Consider the following 23,860-nt stretch of genomic DNA (forward strand, 5'->3'; position numbering starts at 1 on the left):
CGCCTCTCGTACACTGCAGTTGTCCGCATCTGTGTCCATCTGGCGACTGATTGCCAGCTGGTGTCAGCCGCCCTGAATGCCCGTCAAGAGAAACCCGATGTCGCCTATTTCCCAATCGTGTTCATCGGCCTGGCTGCGGGCACTGGTTTGCCTGGCTGCGTTGTCGCTAGGTGCTTGCGCGCATGCACCGCAACGCAACCCGCTTGCGCAGTGGGTGCCGTCGCCCAATTACGACACCCGGCGGCCGATTCTGATCGTGCTGCACTTCACCGACCAGCACTCGGTGCAGCAGAGCCTGAGCACGCTGCGTGGGCGCAACAGCGGCGGCCGCGTCAGTGCGCATTACCTGATCGGCGAGGATGGGCAGCGCTACCAGTTGGTCAGCGACGCGCAGCGCGCCTGGCATGGCGGCTCCGGTCGCTGGGGCACCATCACCGACATCAATTCGGCTTCGATCGGCATTGAACTGGACAACGACGGCAGCGAAGCGTTCGCGCCAGCGCAGATCGACAGCCTGCTGGTGTTGCTGCAAGACCTGTGCACGCGTCTGCGGATCCCGCGCACCCATATCGTCGGTCATGAAGACGTCGCTCCTACACGCAAGAACGACCCGGGCCCGCTGTTTCCCTGGAAACGCCTGGCCGATGCCGGCTACGGCCGCTGGCCCGCGCCGGACGCTCCGTCAGCACCGGCAGGCTTCGATCCCTGGCAGGCGCTTGCGTTGCTTGGCTATAGCCTCGACGACCCCGCCGCCACGCTGCAGGCCTTCCATCACCACTATCGCGGCAACAGCGCCAGTACGCTGGATGCCGAGGATTTGCGGATCCTGCATGCGTTGACACGACTCACCACTTCTCCCGCTGTGCCACTGACTCCGGGCGAGCTCGAAGCCAAGTGACGCGGTGCATCAGCGCGTGGGAAGGCGGGCTCCATTGGCGGCAGAGCGGGCCGCGTTAGGTGTGGAAGGAGTTAGGTGCCTTTCGTGATTGAGGCGGTTTTGTAAATCCACTGGATCTGCAGCGCATTCTTGATAGGGTTTTCCCCTGCCAATGATTGAAAGGATGTCGCGTGATGAGTCTCAGGAAGACAGCACTGTGTGCGGCAACGATGCTGGTCCTTGGCGGTTGTTCGGACAAGGCCAGCGACACGGCTCAGGCCGGCGCGCCGCCTGCGCCTACCGAGACGGCAGCCGCAACACCGACGACGTCTCCCGCAGCGCAGCCCCAGCAAGTTACCGCCGAGGTGCCGGCCGCTGGGCAAGTGCTGAACGACGTTTATGGAATGAAGGGCGACGGCTCAGCGTCCTACACCGTCGACAACGGTGCTCTGGCCACTTTCTGGTATGGCTATCGCTTCGACTTGGGCGGCAAGCACTACTACACCGGCTTCGCCAATGCCGGGCCCGGAAAGTATGGCAAGGCAGAGGAAAGCGACGGCCCAGATCCCGGCGTTGGGGTCAGCATTAGCCAAGCGACGTATGTGCTGGACGCAGTGGACGGCAAGCCGACCTGGACGCTGTTCCACGCCCAGCAGTGGGCCGGCGATTTCGGCGCGAACGAGAAGGCCGATCCGCTCGATGAGAAGCGCAAATCGCAAAGCACCGAAACCAAGGACGGCCACCTGCTTCTGGCGGTGCCGACCACACGGTTCGCAACCGGCGTCAGCATCCCGGGCTTCGCTATTTTCAGCTTCGACCCGAACAAGAACGACCTCGGCGATTACAAGGGCTGGGTTTACTTGGGTACCGTTGCGACCGGTGAAGACAACAGTGCAGCGTGCGACGACGGCGGGACGATGAAATGCGCCTCCAGCAGCGGTACGCTGAGCCTTGAGCCGAACAAGACTGGTTCCATGCCGACGCTGCGCGTTCTCATGACAGGCACTGCCGTCTCCGGTCCAGGCAAGGTCCGTGTCCTGGACGCCGCCGATACGGTGACCTACACCTTCGACGCGTCCAAACAGCAGTACACCCCGCCGCTGGATCAGTGAGCACTGCTCGAGCACCTTCGTGTCTTTCACGACCATCCCGCTGCGCGACGCTAGGCTCTCAAGTGCCTTCTGTCAGTATCTGTCCTTCTCAAGGAATAGATTGCTCAGGCGTTTGTTGATGCATCGATCGCCTATGCTTCGCAAATGGCGTACACCCCTCCAGTCCACATTCCAACGGTGCCTTCGGGCTGCCAAAAGCCTGCACTGCCGTGGCTGTTACTTACAGGGTCGTTGGTAAGCACATGCTTCGCTGCCACCGCAGCGCCGGTCATTTCGCCGGCGACCACTGCTGCAGAAGTTGGCCTGATCGATGTGCGCACGCTTGCGCCGGAGATCGCCGTCGACATGCGCTATGCGGGAAGCGACAACTTCACCGGACGCGTGGTGCCTGGGTATCTCGCGCCGCGGTGTTATCTGTTACGCCCGGCAGCCGAGGCGTTGGCCAAGGTGGCGCGTACGCTCAAGGCAGCGGGATATCGCTTGCAGGTGTTCGACTGTTATCGGCCTGTGCGTGCGGTGCATGCATTCGTGGCATGGGCGGCGGATCTGCAGGATCAATCGACCAAGCCGCAGTACTACCCACGTGTGGACAAGCGGGCGCTGTTGGGCGACTACATCGCCGAGACCTCTGGACATAGCCGCGGCGCGACCCTGGACCTGGGCCTGCTCGACTGCCGGCGCGGTGCGTGTGATGCGGTGGAGATGGGCACCGACTTCGATTTCTTCGATCCGCGTGCGCATACCGATGCACCCGAGATCAGCAGCGCGCAGCGTGCGCATCGCCAGCGCCTGTTGCGTGCGATGGCCGCCGAGGGATTTGCCAACTATCCGATGGAATGGTGGCATTTCACTTTCCGTCCCGAGCCCACGCCTGATACCGCTTACGATGTACCGGTGGACTGAGCGCGCCCACGCTCAGCCGCAACGGCTGCCGGTCTGGTTCTACGCGTGCAGTCGGTCCATCACTCGTACACTGCGGTCTTTGGCGCGGTGTTTGCCGCTTGGCCGGCCAACCGTCACGCTGCGCCTGCTGCTTGAGGAATCGTCATGTCCGACCCGGAACGCTTTTTGGATATTGCCTGCCCGTATTGCGGGGAGTGGATTACGCTGACGCTGGATCTTAGCGGTGGCGATCAGCAGTACATCGAAGATTGCCAGGTGTGCTGCAAGCCGATTTCGGTCAACGTGCAATGGGACGAGGATGGCGAGGCGCAGGTGACCGCGCGTGGTCAGGACGACTGAAGCGGCCTTGCCGACCGGACCTTTGCTCTCAGAGGCAGCAGATCGGGTGACCTGCCGTACTCTCTTTCATGCAGGCGCCTGGCACGCAGTCGCCGCTGCCTCGTTCGCGCGCTCGTCCACCAATTCGGCTTGCACCCGGATCTCTTGCCCTTAGCCGCTAGACTGGCGCGCCTGCTGCCTGGATCGTCACGATGAACCTGCCCCTGCACTTCGGCCTGCTTGGTTCGCTGGAGGCCGGCCTGATCGCGCTGGTGCTTGGGGTGCTGTTGTTCGCCGCGGTCGAGTACATCGGCCGACGCCTGCAATTCACCCACGGCCACACGCTGGGAATCGCCTGCCTGCTTGCCGTGGCCATCGGTGCCGGCTACGACATCTGGAATCTCGTCTACACCAGCATCGTCCGGCTGGAGTCGCCGTTGTATGCGCGGCTTGCACTGGCAAAGATTCACGACCCCAACGAACTGGGCTCGCGCGTCGTCCTCGAAGTGGCCGGTGCAATCGCCGGCGTTGTCGTGGGTTGGAAACTGTTCAGTTCTGGAAGCTGGGACGACGACACCCCGAACGCCTGAGGCGTATCGAAAAAATGCGGCGCAGTTCGCAAAAATTTCCACGTTGAATGCGCTGCTTCTGTTTGACTCACCAGCCGCTAACAGGCGGCTACGCACAACGCTCGGCGCTGTGGTTAAAAGGATGTTTTGCGGGAAATTAGCGCAGGTTGAGCGTTCATTTGCGATGGGTAGTGTGGTGCCATGTGCGGCGACACCGTGCATTCCCAAGCCAAGGAGACCACCCAAATGAAGAATCGCAACCGCATCTCGCTGCTCGCCGCCACTGCCGCTCTTGCTGCCGCTCTGGCGCTGCCGGCCATGGCGCAAAGCACCTCTCAGGATGCCGCAGCGCAGTCGGGAAGTTCGGCAACCGGGGCTCCGACCGGTAGTTCGAATTCCGGCGGTGGTGGGCAGACCTGGGCCAGCGTGGATACCGACAGCGACGGCGCGATCAGCAAGCAGGAAGCGCAGGTCAACGCAGGGCTCGCACAGATCTTCGACCAGGCCGATGGCAACACCGACGGCAAGCTGACCCCGGATGAGTACAAGGCATTCGTCGCCAAGCAGCAGGGTGGTGGCGCAGCCGGCTCGCAGGGAAACTGATCGGCACTGCCGCGATACACCCCTTGGATTTGCACCGATCGAAGAGGAGTGGCGTCTAAATGAGAAATAGCGAATGAGCCGCGTGCCGTAGAGCAGGCGCGCCATCGAACAGGATGGACACACGGGAGCGGCCTGCCAGGGTCGCTCCCGTTTTCTTTACGTCATCCCCGCTACGGTGACACGGTCCAACTCTGGCCTTCTTCCTATGCTGCAGCTGCGCGTTACCTTACTGGCCGGCCTGTGCAGTCCGCTGCTCGCGTTCGCCGCGCCGCCGGAGTTGCCGCCGGCCACCGCGCAGCAACCGCTTGTGCCGCCTGGCAGCAATGCTCCGGCCATGTCGCCCTTGCCGATCGAGCCGCCGCCTCCTGCAACGACTCCGCTGTTACCCACAGATCCCTCTGGTCCGCCCCGCGCCCGGAGCGGTGCCGAGTCCTCGGTGGCGTCGCCTGCCGGGACGCTGGCGCCGCGCAGCTTCCGCAGCCTGGATCGCGATGCCGACGGCTCGCTGACGCCGACAGAGGCCGCTGCCGACCCGATCCTGCGCGAGAAGTTCGGCGATTTCGACAGCAACGGCGACGGACGCCTGTCGCGCGATGAATTTGCCAGCTATCAACCCGGACCGGGCGACGCCGCGGGCGACTGACCGCAGCAGCGTGCTGGTGCGCTGCTAGACTTGCGCGATGACTTCTTTTGCACAGCGCGACGGCCAGGCGATTCAACTGGTCGGCTTCGATGGCGACGATACCCTCTGGAAAAGCGAGGACTATTACCGCAGCGCCGAAGCGGATTTCGAAGCGATCCTGGCCGGCTATCTCGACCTGGGCGACAGTGGCATGCAGCAGCACCTGCTGGCGGTGGAGCGGCGCAACCTGAAGGTGTTCGGCTACGGCGCCAAGGGCATGACGCTGTCGATGATCGAAACCGCCATCGAACTGACCGACGCCCGCATCGACGCGCGCGACATTCAGCGCATCGTCGAGATCGGACGCGCCACGCTGCAGCACCCGGTAGATGTGATCGCCGGGGTGCGCGAGGCGGTCAGCGCCATCGCCGCGGACTATGCGGTGGTGTTGATCACCAAGGGCGACCTGTTCCATCAGGAGCAGAAGATCGCGCAGTCCGGCCTGACCGATCTGTTCCCGCGAGTCGAAGTGGTGTCCGAAAAGGACCCCCAGACCTACGCGCGCGTGCTCGGCGAATTCGACCTGCCGGCGCAGCGCTTCGTGATGATCGGCAACTCGTTGCGCTCCGATGTGGAGCCGGTACTGGCGATCGGCGGCTGGGGCATCTACACCCCCTACGCGGTGACCTGGGCGCATGAGCAAGAGCACAGCGTCGCTGCCGACGAGCCGCGCATGCGCGAAGTGCCCGATGCCGCAGGCTGGCCGGCCGCCGTGCATGCGCTGGATGCGCTGGCTGGGCGGCACGCGCTAAGCTAAGCGCCGCGGCACGCGTCTGCGGTTAGAAGGAGCGGTCGCGACCGCTTGGGATACGTGCTCCGTGCCGACGTGCCTTCAGTGGTTGCACTGCCGTGGTACTGGCTGGATTTTCCACGTTTGCTGGACAAGCCAGGGTGGTTGCTACGCAGGCGCCGGTTTGCAGATGCGATGAATCGACATGCGGGCACATTGCAGTGCCCGTCAACAGGACGTTCCGGCCAGCAGGCGTGCATGGCCGACTTTGGAGGGATTGCCCATGAACATGTTGTCCGTCACCCATCGTGCAGTGCTGGCCGTTGCGCTGGGGCTGCTCGCCGGCACCACGCCGCTTGCGGCTGCCGAGCTCGAAGAAGAAATCATCAACCCCAGCGAGGTGATCTTTCGCGACGGGCAGCCGTACTACGAAGATGCGGGCGACTATGTGCGTCTTCGCACGCGCAAGGTGGGTGGGGAGATCGTGTATTTCCGCACCGTCCGCTTCGACAGCGAACAAGGCTATGTGGATGCGCACGGTGAGAGCATCGCGAAATTGCAGTCCCGCCCGACTGCAAGTGACCGCAGTTCTGCGTTTTCGGCCGATCGATATTCCGACGTCCGCTACGGCGGTGGCTATAGCGGTTACGGCTATGGCTATGGCCGCGAACTACGGTTTGGCGCATCGCGCAACCGTCCGTATGGGCAGATCTACTACGGCAACGGCCTGTATGGGCCGGACCCTTACAGCAGCCCGCACAATCGCGATGCGCGCCAGCGGTACATCGGTCCCGGCTACGTGGGTTCTTGCGATCTGAGCGGCTGCCGCGAAGTGCGCACCATCGGCTTCTACGATCTGCGCTGACACGCGTATGGCCTGACACCGGCGCGAGCATGCGGCATCATCGGGGCATGCCTGTCTTACGTTCACCTCGGTTGCGATCGCTGCCATTGCTGGCGGCCCTGCTGGTTCCGGTGCTGGCGCTCGCGCAGGGCGTGCCTGCGCCTACTGCCGGTAGCCAGGCGCAGGAGGCCGCGCCGGCGGTGATGCCCGGTACCGGCGATGCCTGGGTGGACCAGCATCTGGCCGACATGGGGAGCTACGCGCAGCGCTACCCCGACAGTTTTATCGATGAGGTGGCGCGCTACACCCAGACCCCGCGCGGCTACGTGCAGGCACTGCTGCAGGTGCACGGCTGGCATGCCGGCGACATCTATTTCGCCTGTGCGTGGGCGCACACGGTGCAGCTGTCGTGCCGCGACAGCGTGCGCGCCTACACGCGCGATCATCATGACGGGTGGGCAGGCGTGATCACACGGCTGTCGGTGGAGCCGGATAGCGCGCATGTCCGCGCGCTGCGGCATGCCATTGTCGCCAGTTACGACCGCTGGGAACGGCCGATCACCCTGGACGCGCTGTTGCGTCGCCAGCTCGGCGATCATGCGCAGCGGCTGGAGGCTGCGCGCGAGTCCAGCGAAGCGGCCGACGCCGCAGCGCAGGCGGGGTTGTAACGCGCAAGACGTGTCGCCGGCCCAGGCGCACCCCGGGCTGTCTACGCGCCAACGCGCGGATGCGATGCTGCCGTGCAGCTGGTCGCCGCAGGGCGTGGTCGGCGAGAATGCGCTAACGCTGGCATCGGCCGGCCTCTGCCAAGACCACGCCATGCGCGATACCGTGTTTGTCTCTCCCGATCACATTCGCAGCCTGTTCGCGCAGGCGATGTCGGACATGTATCGCACCGAGGTGCCGTTGTACGGCGACCTGATGACGCTGGTGGCGCAGGTCAACGCGCAGGTACTGGATGCCGATCCGGCATTGGCGGCGCGGCTGCAGCGCAACGATGAGCGCACACGGTTGGATCTGGAGCGGCACGGCGCCATCCGGGTCGGCACGGCGGCCGAACTGGCCACCTTGGGTCGCCTGTTCGCGGTGATGGGCATGCACCCGGTGGGCTATTACGACCTCTCCGTGGCAGGCGTGCCGGTGCATTCCACCGCGTTCCGCCCGATCGACGAGGCCGCGCTGTCGGCCAATCCGTTCCGCGTGTTCACCTCGCTGCTGCGGCTGGAACTGATCGAGGACGCCGCGTTGCGCGCGCAGGCCGCGCAGATCCTGGAGCAGCGGCAGATCTTCACCAGCGGTGTCGTGGAGTTGATCGAACAGCGCGAGCGTGTCGGCGGGCTGGATGCCGAGCAGGCGCGGCGCTTCGTGGCCGAAGCGCTGGAAACCTTCCGCTGGCATGGCGATGCCACAGTGTCGTTGCCCACCTACCGCGCGTTGAGCGATGCGCACAAGTTGATTGCCGATGTGGTGAGTTTCCACGGCCCACATATCAATCATCTGACGCCGCGGACGTTGGATATCGATGCGGCGCAGGCGCAGATGCAGCGCGCCGGTATCGATGCGAAGGCGGTGATCGAAGGGCCGCCGCGTCGGCGCGTGCCGATCCTGCTGCGCCAGACCAGTTTCAAGGCGCTGGAAGAGCCGGTGGGCTTTGTCGGCGACGGCGGGCAGCCCGAGCACGGCACGCACACCGCGCGCTTTGGCGAGATCGAACAGCGCGGGCTTGCGCTGACGCCCAAGGGTCGCGCGCTGTACGACGCGCTATTGGCGCAGGCACGCGATGCCGAGGGTGCCGGCAGCACCGGCGTCGATTACGCCACACGCCTGCAAACCGCGTTCGTGGCCTTTCCCGACGACGAAGCGCTGCTGCGTCAGGAAGGGCTGGGCTATTTCCGCTACGCGCTGACCGATGCCGGCCGCGCCGATCCGGCCCAGGTAGCTGCAATGCCGGCGGAAACTGCCATCGCGCTCGGCCTGGTCAGTGCCGATCCGATCATCTACGAAGATTTTTTGCCGGTCAGCGCAGCCGGCATCTTCCAGTCCAATCTGGGCGGCGCCGAGCAGCGCGCGTACGCCGCGCATTCGAGCAAGCGCAGTTTCGAGCAGGCATTGGGCGCGCAGGTGCATGACGAGTTCGCGCTGTATGCGCAGCTGGAACGCGCATCGTTGCTGGCGTTGGTGGTGTAAGGCAGCACCAATCGACGGTATCAGGTGGGTGTGTGAGGTAGCGGTATCCCGCAGTTTCAGTTGCTGCATGCGATATCGCCCAACTGCACGCACGACGAAGGGCGACTGATAAAGCTCTCAGCGCTGTCTCGATAGCGGCGGCGTGTTGGCCACACGCCCCTGCTTTGACGAATGGGTTGGTGTTGGAGGGAAGTGACATCGATCGGATAGAACTAAGCTGATCAGACCGCACCTAATCGAACTACCTCGCTCCATCCCCTGCTTGTAACCACGCACACCGACCATCTCCACTGGTCCTTGCCCGCCCACCGTCGCGGGACCTTGCACCGCGTAAGAGCTGACAAGGACATACTCGCAGCGTGTCCCGCGATGGTGGGCGGGCAAGGGCGCTGCAACGCAGCCGAAGACCATCTGCTCTGCACCCGACGGCATCTCAACACCGTTCGATGACCTCTCAAGGCGACCGGGATCTTGAGCTTCAGCGTCGCTTGGATGTTCCAAAGCGGAGTGTGTCGAGGGCGCGATGCCCTCACCGCTCGTGGGACACGCCGTGCATCCGTCAGTGGAGGCTCGGTGGCGGCATCGATGCCGCCACACGGTCCCGCGAGCGGCGAGGACACCGCACCAGAGAGTTGATCGGTAGCTTTGTTTAAAACCGTGCACACCGACACTCTCGACTGGTCCTTGCCCGCTCACCGTCGCGGGACCTTACGCGGCATGGATGCCGCGTAAGAGCTTACAAGGACGTACTTGCAGCGTGTCCTGCGATGGTGGGCGGGCAAGGGCCTTGCAGCCAAGCCGCAGATCAGCCGCTCCACAACCGCAACGCATCCACACCGTTCAATCACTACTCTTCGGTATTTGTCAGCGCGGCCTCAGTGCGCCGAGGCTGCGGGGCGCCGTGCCGCCGCGCGTTCGGCACGGCGTGCGCGCGCACGCGCGCGGCGCGCTTTCCAACGTTCGCTCAGGCACGAGAAGATCACATACAGCGCTGGGGTGCTGAGCAAGGTCAGGCTCTGCGAAAACACCAGCCCGCCGATCATCGCGATGCCGAGCGGGCGGCGCAGTTCCGAGCCTTCGCCCAGTCCTACCGCCAGCGGCACCGCCGCCAGAATCGCCACCATCGTGGTCATCATGATCGGGCGGAAGCGCACGATCGACGCTTCGCGTGCGGCTGCGCGCGCATCCATGCCATGCACGCGCTGCGCCACCAAGGCGAAGTCGATCATCATGATCGCGTTCTTCTTGACGATGCCGATCAGCAGCACCAACGCAATCATCGAGATCACCGACAGCTCGGTGTTGGAGAGAAACAACGCCAGCAGGGCGCCGACACCGGCGGCCGGCAGCGTGGACAGGATGGTCACCGGGTGGATCAGGCTCTCGTAGAGCATGCCCAGCACGATGTAGACGGTGAGCACGGCAGCCAGCAGCAACACCCCCATCGAATTGGGGCTGAGCTGCACATTGAAGCTGTTGTCGCCGCTGAGGCGGATGCCGTCGGGCATGCGCAATCCGTCCACCGTGGACTTGATGATCAGATCCGCCTCACCGGTGCTCACGCCCGGGGCGAGGTTGTAGCTCAGATCCATCGTGGTGTACTGGTTTTCGTGGATGATCTGCGGCGGCGCCAGGCCGGGGGTCTGGGTGGCCACCGCGGTGATCGGCACCATCTGCCCGGCACGGTTTGGCACGAAGATCTGATCCAGCGCCTTGGGCGTGGCGGTCTGTGAGGGCAGTGCGTTGACTACCACGCTGTACTGGTTGAGATCGGAGTAGATGGTGGAAATCGAGCGCTGGCCGAAGGCGCCATACAACGCGCCGTCGATCGCGCCGACCGTGATCCCCAGGCGCGCGGCCTTGGCACGGTCGATCACGATGTTCTGGCGCAGCCCGGCGGTATCCACGTCGGTGCCGACATCGCGCAGGCGTGTGTTTTTCTTCAACGCCGCCTGCAGCTTGGGCAGCCATTGCTGCAGCTGTGCAAGATCGTTGCCCTGTAGCGACACGCGGTATTGCGCGCCCTGGCTGGTACCGCCGCCGCCATCGCTGGGCAGGTCCTGGATGGCGCGCAGGCGCAGGTCCAGATCGGGGTAGCGGTCGGCTTTGGCGCTCAGGCGTGCGACCACTTGTGCGGTGGTGTCGCGGCGGCCCTCATTGCGTTTTTTCAGCTCGATATTGAACGACGCGCTCGACCCCTGGCGGCCGGAACCCAGCCGCGCGCCCACGGTTTTCACCGCCGGGTCGGCCATCAGCATGTCGGTGATGCGGCGCTGGCGGCTGACCATGTCGGCGAACGACACCGTGGCGCTGGAATTGGCGCGGCCCCAGATCAGGCCGGTGTCCTGCGCGGGAAACGAGCCTTTCTTGACCGCACTACCCAGAAAAATGGTGGCGGCGATCAACAGCAACGGCGTCAGCGACAGCAGCAGTGCGTGGCGCAACGAAAAGTCCAGCGCCACGGTGTAAATGGCGAGCATGCGCTCGTGCATGCGGTCCAGCCAGGCGCCGAAACGGCCGGGTTTTTCGGGCTCGGTATGCGCCGACAAGAAGCGGCTGCACAGCGCCGGGGTCAAGGTCAGCGATACCAGCATCGACACTACGATCGCCGCCACCAGGGTCACGGTGAATTCGCGGAAAAACGCGCCGACCATGCCGCTGGCAAACAGCATCGGAATGAACACTGCCACCAGCGAGGCAGTGATCGAGACGATGGTGAAGCCGATCTCGCGCGCACCGGTCAGGGCGGCCTCCAGACGTGGCATGCCTTCGTCCAGATGCCGCATGACGTTTTCGATCACCACGATCGCGTCGTCGACCACAAAGCCAATGGCGATCACCAGCGCCAGCAGGCTCAAGTTGTTCAAGGTGAAGCCCAGCACGTACATCACCAGCGCCGAGCCGGCCAGCGACAACGGCACGGTGACCGCGGCAATGAGCGTGGGCGCGAGCCGGCGCAGGAACAGCGCCATGGTCAGCACCACCATCGCCAGGCTGATCATCAGCGTGGCCTGCACCTCGTGCAGCGAGGCGCGGATGGTGGGCGTGCGGTCGAAGTAGGGCGTGAGCGTGGTGCCGGGCTGCAGGTAGGCGCGCAACTCGGGAATCTGGGTTTTGACCTGGTCCACGGTCTCGACGATGTTGGCGCCGGCGCGGGTGAAGGCATACATCACCACCGCCGGTTTGCCGTTGAACCAGGCGGCTTGATACGCATCCTGCTGGCCGTCGTAGACGGTGGCCACATCGCCCAGCCGCACGATGCGCCCGTTGGATTGGGTGGAGATCGCCAACTGCGCGAAATCGGCGGCCTTGGCCACCGAATCGTTGGCGATGATGGCCATGGTGGTGTTGCCGTCGGACAGGAATCCGGTCGGCGAGGTGACGTTGGCGGCGCGCACTGCGTTGCGTAGGTCGTCCGGGGTCAGCCCGAGTGCGTTGAGCGCACGCAGGTCCACGTCCACGCGCACTGCCGGCGTGGACGCACCGGCGATATCCACCGAGCTGATACCGGTGATCTGGCGCAAGCGCTGCGCCAGCAGCGAATCGGCCACGTTGTAGAGCTCATCGGCCGACTGGGTGTCCGAGGTCAAGGCGATGGCGATGACCGGGTCGTCGTTCGGATTGGCCTTGGAGTAAATCGGCGTGCCGAGCCCGGAAGGCAGGTCCGATTGCGATGCATTGATCGCGGTCTGGATGTCCTGTGCGGCCGAATCGATGTTGCGATTGCTCTGGAATACCAGCACCACCAGGCTGCTGCTCTCCGAACTGGACGAGCGCATGCGGTCGATGCCCGGCAGCTGGCCCAGGTGGCGTTCCAGCGGCGCGGTGACGGTGGAGGCCATGGTGCTGGCATCGGCGCCGGACTGCGTGGCGTGCACGAAGATCACCGGGATCTGGATGTTCGGCAACGCCGCCACGCCCAGCCGTAGATAGCACATCAATCCGATCACGAACAAACCGATCGCCAGCAACGAGGTGCCGATCGGGCGCTTGATGAAGGGCGCGGAGATGTTCATGCCTGTGGCGCCGGGAATCGGGAATCGGGAGTCGGGAATCGGCAAGCAAGGCCAACGCAACGCCCGGGTGCGCGTGTGGGCAGGCGAGGCCGCAGGCCGGCAATCCGATCAGCAATCGCTGCACCAGTCCTCATGCAGGGCGCTCCGAGGTGGGTGCGGGGTTTGCGCCATCGCGGCGTGCGGCACGCTGCGCACGCCATGCCCGCAAGCGCTCACCGGCGCGTTCCATGTACAGATAGATCACCGGGGTGGTGTACAGCGTCACCAGCTGCGACAGCAACAGGCCACCTACAATCGCGATGCCGAGCGGGCGACGCAGTTCCGAGCCGATGCCGGTGCCCAATGCCAGCGGCAACGCGCCCAGCATGGCGGCGGCGGTGGTCATCATGATCGGGCGGAAACGCAGCAGGCAGGCGCGGCGGATCGCCTCGTGCGCGTTAGCGCCTTCGCGGCGGGCGTCGATGGCGAAGTCGATCATCATGATCGCGTTCTTCTTGACGATGCCGATCAGCAGCACGATGCCGACGATGCCGTCCACCGACAGGCTCAGCCCGCACATCATCAACGCCAGCAACGCGCCGACACCGGCCGGCGGCAGCGTGGAGATGATCGTCAGCGGGTGGATGTAACTTTCGTACAGCACGCCCAGCACGATGTAGATCACCACGATCGAGGCCAGCAGCAACCACACGATATCGGTCTGACTGCCGGTGAATTCGGCCGCCTTGCCGACGAACTGCGCATGCACCTGGGTCGGGATCTTGAGGTCTTCGCGTGCCTTTTCGATCGCTGCCACCGCCTGCGACAACGAGTGCCCCGGCGCCAGATTGAACGAGATGGTCACCGCCGGCAGCTGTTGCTGGTGGCTCACCACCAACGGCGTGTTGGTGACCTTGGCTTGCGCCAGCGAGGCCAGCGGAATGATGCTGCCGGCGCCGACCACGATGCCGGTGTTCTGGTTGCCCACGCCGGTGGCGGTGGACGAGTTGGACGAGGTCACCTGGCCGAAGCTGGTGGCATTGGTGCCGGTCAGTGCGCCGCTGCCGTTGCTGGCCACCGCCAGCTGATTCATCAATGCGGTGCTGCTGCGGAATTCCGGCGCCACTTCCAGCACCACGCGGTACTGATTGAGCTCGGTGAAGATGGTGGAGATCTGGCGCTGGCCGAAGGCGTCGTACAGCGTGTCGTCGATGGTCTGCATCGGCACGCCGAGCATGCTGGCCTTGTCGCGGTCGATGGTCAGCTCCAGCGCACGGCCCTGGTTGGCCAGGTTGTTGTCCACATCGGCCAGCTCGGGCAGCTTGCGCATCGCCTCGGTCATGCGCCCGGCCCAGGTGGCCAGCTCGGTGCTGTCCACGTCCGAGATCGAATACTGGTATTCGGTGGCGGCCACGCGGGTGTCCAGAGTGACGTCCTGCACCGGCTTGAGGAACAGCGCTACGCCCGGAATGCCGGACACGGCCTTTTGCAGGCGCGGCAGCACCTCATCCAGGCCGTCGCGGTCGCCGCGCGTCTTCAGCACGATCGACAACTGGCCCTGGTTGAGGGTCGGGTTCATGGTGCCGGCGCCGATGAAGGCGGCCACGCCGGTCACCGCCGGGTCTTTCTGCAGCGCGGCGGCCACCGCCTGGGTGCGCTGCTCCATCTGCGGGAAGGCCACGTTCTGATCGGCCTGCACCACGCCGGTGATCAGCCCGGTGTCCTGCTCGGGCAGCAGGCCCTTGGGGATCGCCACATACAGCACCACCGTCAATGCCACCGCGCCGATCGCCACCGCCAGGGTCAGCGGCTGATGCGCAAGCACCCAATCCAGGCTGCGCTCGTACGCGCCCACCGTGCGTGTCCACAGATTGGTCTTGCCCGCCGCTGCTGCGCGTTCGTGCGCGTCCTCGCCTTCGGGCAGGGCGTCGGGCTTGAGCAGGTAGGCGCACATCATCGGCGTCAGCGTCAGCGACACCAGCATCGAGATCACCACCGCAATCGACAGCACCCACGCAAATTCATGGAATAGGCGCCCGGTGACGCCCGGCATCAGCAGCAGCGGCAGGAACACCGCCACCAGCGACACGGTCAGCGACAACACGGTGAAGCCGATCTGCTTGGCGCCGATCTCGGCCGCTTCCGGGCCCGTCTTGCCCTGTTCGATGTAGCGCACGATGTTTTCGATCATCACGATCGCATCGTCGACCACGAACCCGGTCGCCACCACCAGCGCCATCAGCGACAGGTTGTCCAGCGACATGCCGGCGAACGCCATCACCCCAAAAGTGCCGGCCAGCGACAGCGGCACCGCCACCGAGGGAATGATGGTGGCCCACAGCCGGCGCAGGAACACGAAGATCACCGCCACCACCAGCGCGATGGTCAGCACCAGGGTGAACTTCACCTCGTGCACCGAGGCGCGGATGGTTTCGGTACGGTCGGAGAACACCTCCAGATGCACGTCGGCCGGCAACACCGATTGCAGCTGCGGCAGGATGCTGCGGATCTGCTCCACCGTCTGCACGATGTTTGCGCCCGGCTGGCGGCGGATTTCCAGCAGCACCGCCGGCTTGCCATCGGCCCACGCGGCGAGCTGGTCGTTTTCCACCCCGTCCACCACGTTGGCCACATCGGCCAGCCGCACCGGGCGGCCGTTGGCGAAGCTGATGATGGTCTCGCGGTACTGCGCCGCATCGGTGAGCTGGTCGTTGGTGCCGATGCTGTAGGACTGGGTCTTGCCGTTGAGCGAACCCTTGGGCGCACTGACATTGGTCTGGGTCAGCGCGCTGCGCAGCGACTCCATGGTCAGGCCCATGTTCGATAGCTGCGCCGGGTTGACCTGGATGCGCACGGCCGGGCGCACGTTGCCGGCGATCGACACCAGGCCCACGCCCGGCACCTGCGACAGGCGCTGGGCCAGGATCGCATCGGCGTAGCGGTTGACCTCGCGCAGCGGCAGCGAATCGGAGGTGAGCTTGAGAGTGAGGATGGCCGCATCGGCCGGATTGACCCGGTTGTAGACCGGTTGATACGGCAACGACGAGGGCAGGGTGGCCTGGCGGATCGCCGCCTGCACGTCCTGCGAGGCGATGTCGATGTCGCGGTCCATCGAGAACTGCAGAATGATCGTGGACAGGCCCGCCGAGGAGTCGGAGGTCATCATCTGCAAGCCGGAGATCTGCCCGAACTGGCGTTCCAGCGGCGTGGTCACCAGCGAGGCCATGGTGGTCGCGTTGGCGCCGGGGTACTGGGTGGTCACGACCAGGCTGGGCGCGTCGATTTCCGGCAATGCCGACACCGGCAATTGCCGGTAGCCCAGGATGCCCAGCAGCAGGACGCCCGCCATCAACAACGAGGTGGCGATGGGGCGGCGGATGAAGATGGTCGAAAAGCCCACGGGGGAGTCCTTGCTGAAGACGTCAATCGGTGCCGGCGCGCAGGGCGCCGACGCGCACTGGCGACGGGGTGTCCCGTCGCCAGTGGTCAGGCATTAGCGCGGGCCGCCGCCACGTCGGCCGCCGCTGCCGCCGCCCTTCTGCTTGTCCTGCGCCGCCTTGAGTTCGGCTTCGGTGGGCTCGGGCGGGGTTTCGCCCGGCTTGAGCGCGCTGACCTTGCTGCCCGGCTTGAGCCGGAACTGGCCTTCGGTGACCACGCGCTCGCCGGGCTTGAGGCCCTTGGTGACCTGCACATGGCTGTCGTCCACTTCCACGCCCTGCACCACGGTACGCATCTGCGCGGTGTTGTCGTTGCCCACCACGTAGACGTAATCGCCTTCAGGGCCACGCTGCACGGCCTGGGTCGGCACCACGGTGCCGCCGGAGATGGTGCGCAGCTGCAGCCGCACGTTGACGAACTGCCCCGGCCACAACGCGTTGTCGGTGTTGTCGAAGATCGCGCGCGCGCCGAAGGTGCCGCTGTCGGCAGCGATGCGGTTATCGATGACATCCAGCTTGCCGTCGCCGCTGATGACATGGGCATCGCCGCGGTCCAGCGCCGCCACATCCAGCGGGGTGGCCGCCTGGCCGCTGCGCACCGCCTGCAGCTCGCGCTCGGGCAGGTTGAAGGACACGTAGATCGGGCGGATCTGGGTCAGCGTGACGATGGTGGAGCTGGCGCTGACGATATTGCCCACGTCCACGCCACGGATGCCGGCAATGCCGTCGATCGGCGCGGTGACGCGGGTGAACTGCAATTGCACCTGCGCCGAGCGCATCTGCGCATCATTGGCCGACACCGCCGCCTCGTACTGCGCCACCTGGTTGCGTTGGGTGTCCAGGTCGGTGCGCGAGACGTACTGCTTGTAGGCCGGGTCGTTGGAGCGCTGGTAGTTCACCCGCGCCGTCGCCAGCAGCGACTGATTCTGTCGCTTGGCCGCCAGCGACTGGTCGTAGCTGGCCTGCAAGGTACGCGGATCGATCTGGGCCAGCAGCTCGCCCTTCTTCACTTCCTGGCCTTCCTTGAAATTCAGGCTCATCAGCTGGCCGCCGACCTGCGGGCTGACCGTGACCGTGTTGAGCGCAGTCACCGTGCCCAGCGCGCTGGCATAGACCGGCACGTCCTGGGTCGTGGCGGGCACCACCGTCACCGGCACCGGGCCGCTGTTTTCAGTGCCATTGCCATCCGGCGCGTCCGCCTGCTTGCCGCGATTGCCCCCGCCCATCATCCGCATTGCGACAAACACCACGACGAGCACCGCTACGACCAGCAGTGTGATCTTCCAAAAACGCGACATGCGACAACTCCTGAGGGCGGGCCGGGCGCTTGGGGCGACCGTGGGGCGGCATTGCGAAGCATATCGTTGCGTCCGGGCAATTGAGCGTTACTGAAGTAACGGCTCATCGAACGAAACGCCCGCTTGGTTCACGGATGCGTGCAGCGGCAACGCGTCAGAGGCGCTGCGGTTGACCGCCGGGCTGAATCGGTCCCCACCATGGCCCGGGAGCCGGTGCCACCAGCCAACCAGGCCTTCGCCACCGGCCACGCTGCGCTCTGGCGGTGCGGTGCACTACAGTGAAGGCCACTCATTGGAGGATTCTCGATGCGCCATTCCCGCCTGCTGACCAGCGCGCTGCTGCTGGCCCTGCCTACGCTTGCCGCCGCACAGGCCGCGCCACGGCCCGAGGTCCAGACCGTCGCCAGCACGTTGCAGCCCAAGGTGGTGCAGTGGCGCCGCGACTTCCACCAGCACCCGGAGCTGTCCAACCGCGAAGAGCGCACCGCCGCCACCGTGGCCGCGCAGCTGCGCAAGCTCGGCCTCAAGCCGCGCACCGGCATTGCCCATCACGGCGTGGTGGCGATCATCAAGGGCGGCAAGCCCGGCCCCAGGATCGCGCTGCGCGCGGACATGGACGCGCTGCCGGTCAAAGAGCAGACCGGGCTGGCCTTCGCCTCCAAGGCCACCGCCGAGTACCGCGGCGAGCAGGTCGGGGTGATGCATGCCTGCGGCCACGACGCCCACACCGCCATCCTGCTCGGCGTGGCCGAAGCGCTGGTGGGCATGCGCGACCAGCTGCCCGGCGAAGTGATGCTGATCTTTCAGCCCTCCGAAGAAGGCGCGCCCGGCAACGAAGAAGGCGGCGCCTCGCTGATGCTCAAGGAGGGCCTGTTTGCCGACTTCAAGCCGCAGGCGGTGTTCGGCCTGCATGTGTTCTCCAGCGTGCAGGCCGGCAAGATCGCCGTGCGCAGCGGTCCGCTGATGGCGGCCTCTGACCGCTTTGCGATCAAGATGATCGGCCGCCAGACCCACGGGTCGGCGCCGTGGAACGGCATCGACCCGATCGTGGCCAGCGCCGACATGATTTCCACCGCGCAAACGGTGATCAGCCGCCGCGCCAACCTGTCCAAGCAGCCGGCGGTGTTGAGCTTTGGCGCGATCAAGGGCGGCATCCGCTACAACATCATCCCCGACGATGTGGAAATGGTCGGCACCATCCGCACCTTCGACGAAGGCATGCGCCAGCAGATCTTTGCCGACCTCAAAAATGTGGCCGAGCACACCGCCGCCGCACACGGCGCCAAGGTGGATGCCAAGGTGCCCGACCAGGACGGCAACCCGGCGACGGTCAACGACCCGGCCCTGACCGCCAAGATGCTGCCCAGCCTGCAGGCCGTGGTGGGCGCCGACAACGTGTACGAGCCGCCGCTGCAGATGGGCGCCGAAGACTTCTCGTTCTACGCCCAGCAGGTGCCGTCGATGTTCTTCTTCGTCGGCTCCACCGCCAAGGGCATCGACCCGGCCACCGCGCCCAGCAACCATTCGCCGCAGTTCCTGCTGGACGAATCCTCGCTGGACGTGGGCCTGCGCGCGCTGTTGCAGGTGTCGCTGGATTATCTGCATCAAGGTGAGACAGGCTGAATCGGGAATCGGGAATCGGGAATCGTGTGCAGTTGCACGATTCCCGCTGACCGTTGCCAATCAAGTGGGTCGGCTGGCTGCTTGAAGATCCGCTGCTGCTGTCGCCAGCTCGGTGCTCCAGTGTCCGCCATATAGCTCACGGCCAGTCGGCTCGGCCTAAAATGGCGCGATGAATACCCCAGAAGATTCCACCCTCGGTCGTGAGGTCGCTTACCCCAGCGGCTACGATCCGTCGCTGCTGTTTCCCATTCCGCGCGCGGCCGGTCGCGAGGCGATCGGCCTGACCGGCGCGTTGCCGTTCATCGGCCGCGATCGCTGGCACGCCTACGAGCTGAGCTGGCTGGATGCACAGGGCAAGCCGTGCGTGGCCACGGCCACCTTGCATGTGCCCTTCGATTCGCCGTCGTTGATCGAATCCAAATCGCTCAAGCTGTATCTCAACTCGCTCAATGCCACGCGCTTCAACAGTGCCGAAGCGGTGCGCACGCGCATCGTCACCGACCTGTCCACGCGCGCCGGCGCCGATGTATCGGTGGAATTCGGTTTGCCGCCGATCGATGCGGTGGGCGAAGGCGAGTCGATCGATACCCTAGATGTCAGCATCGACGATTACGGCCCGCCCAATGCGGCGTATCTGCGTGCGCAGACAGCGGCGGCCGTGGAAGAAATGCTGACCTCGGCATTGCTCAAATCCAATTGCCCGGTGACCGGCCAACCGGATTGGGCCAGCGTCACGCTGCGCTATCGGGGCGCGCCGATCGACCGCGAAGGCCTGCTGCGCTATCTGGTGAGTTTCCGCGACCACGCCGAGTTTCATGAGCAATGCGTGGAGCGCATTTTCAATGACGTGCTGACCCGTTGCGCCCCTGAGTGGCTGGTGGTCGAGGCGCGTTACACCCGGCGTGGCGGGCTGGATATCAACCCGCTGCGTAGCTCGCCCAGCGTGCCCACGCCGCTGTCGATCTTTCGCGATTTGCGCCAGTAATCGTTCGCGTTCGAGGATCGCGCCAGCTTCACGGCGGCGCGATCCACGCTTAACAGCGCTCCGCGCACCCTGCAATCCTCGTGATGCACGAAGGAACGCAGCAATGAGTGCCGATAAAAAAGCAGATTTCTCCAATGTGACGTCGTCGGTCGATAGCACCGCCGACGTGACGCCTGCGCCGGATTTTTCCAACGTGCGCACCAGCGTGCAAAGCACCGCAGAGCTGGTCGAGGAATCGGTCACTGTGCAGGCAGGCGACAGTCTGTCCAGCATCGCCAAACGTCACTTGGGTGATGGCGCATTGTGGCCGCGCATTTTCGAAGCCAACCGCGAAACGCTTAAGGATCCGGACAAGATTTTCCCGGGTCAGGTCCTGCGTTTGCCGCACAAAGCGTAGCTGCCCGCGCGATCGCCACTGCATTGCAAGGCGCGTCGCACGACGCGTGTGCGTCTTGCAAAAACATTCCAGAAACAACGATCTTTTCGATCATCGGAGATTGATCCATGCGTACCAAATCTGTTTCAAGCACGCTCGTGATTGCGCTTGCCGGCGTGCTCGCATTATCCGGTTGCAAGAAGGACGAAGACGCCAGCGTTTCGAAGGATCCCACCTCCGGCGCTGCCACTGAGGCGATGCCAGGTCCGGCTGCCACGCCGCCGGCCAGCGACCAAGCCGGGCAGAGCACCGCGACCGGCGCCGCCAGCACCGACACCGCAGCCGCGATGGGTTCTGCGGTGAGCGTCTCCAGCGTCGTAGTCGGGACCAAGGCCGCCGCTGACAAAACAGTGACACCGTCTGCCACCGTCGGCGCCAAGGACACCATCATCGTGTCGGTCAAGACCGATGGCAGCGCGAACAACGTAGCGGTCTCGGCCAAGCTCACCTATCAGGACGGCCAGGTGGCCGGCGAGCAGAACGCCACGCTGACCACCACGGGTGCAGAAACCACCAATCTCAGCTTCAGCAAGCCCGATGGCTGGCCCGCCGGCACGTACACCGCGCAGGTCATGGTCGACAGTAAACCGGCAGGTAGCGCGCAGACCATTACGGTCAAATAAGTGTCGTAATTGGCAGCCACCTGTGGCGACGGCTCTCTACGTGAGCGCCGTCATGTCCGCAGCCGGCAACGTCCGCCTGCATCAAACCGCAGCACAAGGCGCGATCGCAAGATTGCGCCTTTTTGCTATGCATTCATTCGGCAATGGATTCGTTACAGCTGCATCCATGTCGATTGGCCGTGTGGCGGGATGAAGCGTCCGCCTGTGGTCGCTTTACCCGGGCGCGGCTCAGACGCGACAATGCCGTGCTGATCCAATGCCGCGTCCGCCGCGCTGGCCGATCGGCGTGCCGCTAGCGACCCCCGTCGTGCACGCCAACGTCAACGTCGCCGGGCATCGGCGCTCCTCCCGACCACAAGAGCCATCGCACCTCATGTCGAAGACACCGAAGATCCTCTACACGCTCACCGACGAAGCTCCCTTCCTGGCCACGCAGTCGCTGCTGCCGATCATCGATGCCTACACCGATACCGCCGGGATCGTGGTCGAAACGCGCGATATCTCGCTCGCCGGTCGCATTCTGTCGTTGTTCCCCGAGAGCCTGACCGACGCGCAGAAGATCGCCGACGACCTCGCAGAACTGGGCGAACTGGCCACCACGCCGGAAGCCAACATCATCAAGCTGCCCAACATCAGCGCTTCAGTGCCGCAGCTCAAGGCCGCGATCAAGGAACTGCAGGCCCAGGGCTATGCGTTGCCGGCGTATCCGGACGAGCCCAAGGACGCCGCGGAAAAAGACATCAAGGCGCGCTATGACAAGGTCAAGGGCAGTGCAGTGAATCCGGTGCTGCGCGAAGGCAATTCCGATCGCCGCGCACCGCTGTCGGTCAAGAACTACGCACGCAAGCATCCGCACCGCATGGGCAAGTGGAGTAGCGACTCCAAGTCGCACGTGGCGCACATGGACGACGGCGATTTCTTCGGCAGCGAACAGTCCACCACGCTGGCCGAGGCCGGCACGCTGAAGATCGAATTCGTCGCTGCCGATGGCAGCAGCAGCGTGCTCAAGGATAAGGTTGCAGTGAAGGCCGGCGAGATCGTCGATGCCGCCGTGCTGAGCAAGCGCGCGCTGGCCAGCTTCATCGATGCGCAGATCGCCGATGCCAAGGCCCGCGACGTGCTGTTCTCGGTGCATCTGAAAGCCACCATGATGAAGGTCTCCGACCCGGTGCTGTTCGGCGTAGTGGTCGGCGAGTTCTACAAGGACACGCTGAGCAAGCACGCCGACGCGCTCAAGTCGGTCGGCTTCGATCCCAACAACGGCATCGGCGATCTGTACGCCCGCATCGGCGCGTTGCCGGACGCGCAGCAGGCGCAGATCAAGGCCGATATCCAGGCCGAATATGCGCAGCGTCCGGGCCTGGCGATGGTCAATTCGGACAAGGGCATCACCAGTCTGCATGTGCCCAGCGACGTCATCGTCGACGCCTCGATGCCGGCGATGATTCGTGACTCCGGCCAGATGTGGAATGCGCAAGGCAAGCTGCAAGACACCAAGGCAGTGATTCCGGACCGTTGCTATGCCGGCGTGTATCAAGCGGTGATCGACGACTGCCGCACGCATGGCGCTTTCGACCCGTCCACCATGGGCTCGGTGCCGAACGTCGGCCTGATGGCGCAGAAGGCCGAAGAATACGGCTCGCACGACAAGACCTTCCAGCTGTCGGCTGCCGGTACCGTCAAGGTCACCGATGCTAATGGCAAGACGGTGTTCGAGCATGCGGTGGAAGCCGGCGATTTGTGGCGCATGTGCCAGGTCAAGGACGCACCGATCCAGGACTGGGTGAAGCTGGCGGTCGAACGCGCACGCCTGAGCGATACCCCGGCCGTGTTCTGGCTGGACAAGGCGCGCGCGCATGACGCGCAGGTCATCGCCAAGGTCGAGACATACCTCAAGGATCACGACACCAACGGCCTGGACATCCGCATCCTGCCGCCGGTGGAAGCCACCACCTTCTCGCTGGAGCGCATCCGCAAGGGCCAGGACACCATCTCGGTCACCGGCAACGTGCTGCGCGATTACCTCACCGACCTGTTCCCGATCATGGAGCTGGGCACCAGCGCCAAGATGCTCTCCATCGTGCCGCTGATGGCAGGTGGCGGCCTGTTTGAGACTGGCGCCGGCGGCTCGGCGCCCAAGCACGTGCAGCAGTTCGTCGAAGAGAACTGCCTGCGCTGGGATTCGCTGGGCGAATTCCTGGCGCTGGCCGCGTCGCTGGAACATTTGGGCAACCGTTACAACAACCCGTCGGCCACCGTGCTGGCCAAGGCGTTGGACGTGGCCAACGGCCAGTTCCTGGACAACAACAAGTCGCCGGCGCGCAAGGTGGGCGAGCTCGACAACCGCGGCAGCCATTTCTATCTGGCGATGTATTGGGCGCAGGCCCTGGCCGCGCAAACCGAAGACACCGCATTGCAGGCCAAGTTCGCACCGCTGGCCAAGGCGCTGACCGAGAACGAAGCCACCATCGTGGCCGAGCTCAACGGCGCACAGGGCAAGCCGGTGGACATCGGCGGCTACTACCACCCGGACCTGGCCAAGGTCAGCGAGGCGATGCGCCCGAGCAAGACCTTCAATGACGTACTGGCGACGTTGAAGGCCTGATCCCCGCGCACCGCATGGCGGTGCGTGTAGTCA

At 64.8% G+C, this 23,860-nt stretch carries 19 protein-coding genes; 16 read left to right on the forward strand and 3 right to left on the reverse strand.

All coding sequences use genetic code 11. The annotated features are described in order from the left end of the window. The first annotated feature begins 97 nt into the window (after positions 1 to 97). The 11 genes from VC212_RS17810 to VC212_RS17860 all read left to right on the forward strand — a co-directional run bounded on the left by VC212_RS17810 (position 98) and on the right by VC212_RS17860 (position 8,825). Positions 98 to 898 (forward strand): N-acetylmuramoyl-L-alanine amidase, encoded by an 801-nt coding sequence (locus VC212_RS17810; RefSeq protein WP_055847505.1) that lies wholly within the window; start codon positions 98 to 100, stop codon positions 896 to 898. Between the two features lie 173 nt (positions 899 to 1,071). After that, positions 1,072 to 1,989, forward strand: coding sequence for a hypothetical protein (locus tag VC212_RS17815; protein WP_055847507.1), 918 nt, complete (start codon positions 1,072 to 1,074; stop codon positions 1,987 to 1,989). Positions 1,990 to 2,220: 231 nt separating this feature from the next. Next, the gene (locus VC212_RS17820) at positions 2,221 to 2,892 is read left to right on the forward strand and encodes a M15 family metallopeptidase (RefSeq protein ID WP_193552613.1); all 672 of its coding nucleotides are present in this window, start codon (positions 2,221 to 2,223) and stop codon (positions 2,890 to 2,892) included. Between the two features lie 144 nt (positions 2,893 to 3,036). Next, positions 3,037 to 3,231, forward strand: a complete 195-nt coding sequence (locus VC212_RS17825; RefSeq protein WP_055847510.1) for a CPXCG motif-containing cysteine-rich protein — start codon at positions 3,037 to 3,039, stop codon at positions 3,229 to 3,231. A gap of 191 nt (positions 3,232 to 3,422) precedes the next feature. Then, on the forward strand, positions 3,423 to 3,800 hold the full coding sequence (locus VC212_RS17830) for a hypothetical protein (protein ID WP_055847514.1): 378 nt from the start codon (positions 3,423 to 3,425) through the stop codon (positions 3,798 to 3,800). Positions 3,801 to 4,025: 225 nt separating this feature from the next. After that, positions 4,026 to 4,382 carry a hypothetical protein gene (locus VC212_RS17835; protein ID WP_055850209.1) on the forward strand — a complete coding sequence of 119 codons (357 nt, stop codon included), beginning with the start codon at positions 4,026 to 4,028 and terminating at the stop codon, positions 4,380 to 4,382. Positions 4,383 to 4,620: 238 nt separating this feature from the next. Next, the gene (locus VC212_RS17840) at positions 4,621 to 5,025 is read left to right on the forward strand and encodes an EF-hand domain-containing protein (RefSeq protein WP_193552637.1); all 405 of its coding nucleotides are present in this window, start codon (positions 4,621 to 4,623) and stop codon (positions 5,023 to 5,025) included. Between the two features lie 37 nt (positions 5,026 to 5,062). Further along, positions 5,063 to 5,821 (forward strand): HAD family hydrolase, encoded by a 759-nt coding sequence (locus tag VC212_RS17845; protein WP_055847521.1) that lies wholly within the window; start codon positions 5,063 to 5,065, stop codon positions 5,819 to 5,821. Positions 5,822 to 6,077: 256 nt separating this feature from the next. Further along, positions 6,078 to 6,659 (forward strand): hypothetical protein, encoded by a 582-nt coding sequence (locus tag VC212_RS17850; protein WP_055847523.1) that lies wholly within the window; start codon positions 6,078 to 6,080, stop codon positions 6,657 to 6,659. Positions 6,660 to 6,688: 29 nt separating this feature from the next. Next, positions 6,689 to 7,306 (forward strand): hypothetical protein, encoded by a 618-nt coding sequence (locus VC212_RS17855; RefSeq protein WP_055847526.1) that lies wholly within the window; start codon positions 6,689 to 6,691, stop codon positions 7,304 to 7,306. Between the two features lie 151 nt (positions 7,307 to 7,457). After that, positions 7,458 to 8,825, forward strand: coding sequence for a VOC family protein (locus VC212_RS17860; RefSeq protein ID WP_055850211.1), 1,368 nt, complete (start codon positions 7,458 to 7,460; stop codon positions 8,823 to 8,825). Between the two features lie 875 nt (positions 8,826 to 9,700). Here VC212_RS17860 and VC212_RS17865 read toward each other — a convergent pair. The 3 genes from VC212_RS17865 to VC212_RS17875 all read right to left on the reverse strand — a co-directional run bounded on the left by VC212_RS17865 (position 9,701) and on the right by VC212_RS17875 (position 17,555). Then, positions 9,701 to 12,841 carry an efflux RND transporter permease subunit gene (locus VC212_RS17865; RefSeq protein ID WP_323515085.1) on the reverse strand — a complete coding sequence of 1,047 codons (3,141 nt, stop codon included), beginning with the start codon at positions 12,839 to 12,841 and terminating at the stop codon, positions 9,701 to 9,703. Positions 12,842 to 12,971: 130 nt separating this feature from the next. After that, positions 12,972 to 16,220, reverse strand: a complete 3,249-nt coding sequence (locus VC212_RS17870) for an efflux RND transporter permease subunit (RefSeq protein ID WP_311240237.1) — start codon at positions 16,218 to 16,220, stop codon at positions 12,972 to 12,974. A gap of 93 nt (positions 16,221 to 16,313) precedes the next feature. After that, positions 16,314 to 17,555: an efflux RND transporter periplasmic adaptor subunit gene (locus tag VC212_RS17875; RefSeq protein WP_323515084.1), complete on the reverse strand. Its 1,242-nt coding sequence runs from the start codon at positions 17,553 to 17,555 to the stop codon at positions 16,314 to 16,316. Between the two features lie 306 nt (positions 17,556 to 17,861). Between VC212_RS17875 and VC212_RS17880 the strand changes: the two genes are divergently transcribed. The 5 genes from VC212_RS17880 (at position 17,862) to VC212_RS17900 (ending at position 23,827) form a co-directional block, all read left to right on the forward strand. Further along, on the forward strand, positions 17,862 to 19,178 hold the full coding sequence (locus tag VC212_RS17880) for a M20 family metallopeptidase (RefSeq protein WP_115529067.1): 1,317 nt from the start codon (positions 17,862 to 17,864) through the stop codon (positions 19,176 to 19,178). A gap of 169 nt (positions 19,179 to 19,347) precedes the next feature. After that, positions 19,348 to 20,163 (forward strand): NADPH-dependent 7-cyano-7-deazaguanine reductase QueF, encoded by an 816-nt coding sequence (gene queF / locus VC212_RS17885; RefSeq protein ID WP_055847543.1) that lies wholly within the window; start codon positions 19,348 to 19,350, stop codon positions 20,161 to 20,163. 103 nt (positions 20,164 to 20,266) lie between these two features. After that, positions 20,267 to 20,560 (forward strand): LysM peptidoglycan-binding domain-containing protein, encoded by a 294-nt coding sequence (locus tag VC212_RS17890; protein ID WP_055847545.1) that lies wholly within the window; start codon positions 20,267 to 20,269, stop codon positions 20,558 to 20,560. A gap of 107 nt (positions 20,561 to 20,667) precedes the next feature. Further along, positions 20,668 to 21,222, forward strand: coding sequence for a hypothetical protein (locus VC212_RS17895; protein WP_055847548.1), 555 nt, complete (start codon positions 20,668 to 20,670; stop codon positions 21,220 to 21,222). Positions 21,223 to 21,595: 373 nt separating this feature from the next. Further along, the gene (locus tag VC212_RS17900) at positions 21,596 to 23,827 is read left to right on the forward strand and encodes an NADP-dependent isocitrate dehydrogenase (RefSeq protein WP_055847551.1); all 2,232 of its coding nucleotides are present in this window, start codon (positions 21,596 to 21,598) and stop codon (positions 23,825 to 23,827) included. Positions 23,828 to 23,860 lie beyond the last annotated feature (33 nt).

The organism is Xanthomonas sp. WHRI 8932A, from assembly GCF_035012785.1.
GTDB lineage: Bacteria > Pseudomonadota > Gammaproteobacteria > Xanthomonadales > Xanthomonadaceae > Xanthomonas.

What these genes read in the sequence shown, in the direction of transcription:
- VC212_RS17900 (WP_055847551.1), top strand. Translation starts at nt 21,596, where the DNA reads ATGTCGAAGACACCGAAGATCCTCTACACGCTCACCGACGAAGCTCCC.
- VC212_RS17880 (WP_115529067.1), top strand. Translation starts at nt 17,862, where the DNA reads ATGCGCCATTCCCGCCTGCTGACCAGCGCGCTGCTGCTGGCCCTGCCT.
- VC212_RS17825 (WP_055847510.1), top strand. Translation starts at nt 3,037, where the DNA reads ATGTCCGACCCGGAACGCTTTTTGGATATTGCCTGCCCGTATTGCGGG.
- VC212_RS17860 (WP_055850211.1), top strand. Translation starts at nt 7,458, where the DNA reads ATGCGCGATACCGTGTTTGTCTCTCCCGATCACATTCGCAGCCTGTTC.
- VC212_RS17890 (WP_055847545.1), top strand. Translation starts at nt 20,267, where the DNA reads ATGAGTGCCGATAAAAAAGCAGATTTCTCCAATGTGACGTCGTCGGTC.
- queF (WP_055847543.1), top strand. Translation starts at nt 19,348, where the DNA reads ATGAATACCCCAGAAGATTCCACCCTCGGTCGTGAGGTCGCTTACCCC.
- VC212_RS17810 (WP_055847505.1), top strand. Translation starts at nt 98, where the DNA reads ATGTCGCCTATTTCCCAATCGTGTTCATCGGCCTGGCTGCGGGCACTG.
- VC212_RS17815 (WP_055847507.1), top strand. Translation starts at nt 1,072, where the DNA reads ATGAGTCTCAGGAAGACAGCACTGTGTGCGGCAACGATGCTGGTCCTT.
- VC212_RS17850 (WP_055847523.1), top strand. Translation starts at nt 6,078, where the DNA reads ATGAACATGTTGTCCGTCACCCATCGTGCAGTGCTGGCCGTTGCGCTG.
- VC212_RS17865 (WP_323515085.1), bottom strand. Translation starts at nt 12,841, where the DNA reads ATGAACATCTCCGCGCCCTTCATCAAGCGCCCGATCGGCACCTCGTTG.
- VC212_RS17830 (WP_055847514.1), top strand. Translation starts at nt 3,423, where the DNA reads ATGAACCTGCCCCTGCACTTCGGCCTGCTTGGTTCGCTGGAGGCCGGC.
- VC212_RS17875 (WP_323515084.1), bottom strand. Translation starts at nt 17,555, where the DNA reads ATGTCGCGTTTTTGGAAGATCACACTGCTGGTCGTAGCGGTGCTCGTC.
- VC212_RS17845 (WP_055847521.1), top strand. Translation starts at nt 5,063, where the DNA reads ATGACTTCTTTTGCACAGCGCGACGGCCAGGCGATTCAACTGGTCGGC.
- VC212_RS17855 (WP_055847526.1), top strand. Translation starts at nt 6,689, where the DNA reads ATGCGGCATCATCGGGGCATGCCTGTCTTACGTTCACCTCGGTTGCGA.
- VC212_RS17895 (WP_055847548.1), top strand. Translation starts at nt 20,668, where the DNA reads ATGCGTACCAAATCTGTTTCAAGCACGCTCGTGATTGCGCTTGCCGGC.
- VC212_RS17835 (WP_055850209.1), top strand. Translation starts at nt 4,026, where the DNA reads ATGAAGAATCGCAACCGCATCTCGCTGCTCGCCGCCACTGCCGCTCTT.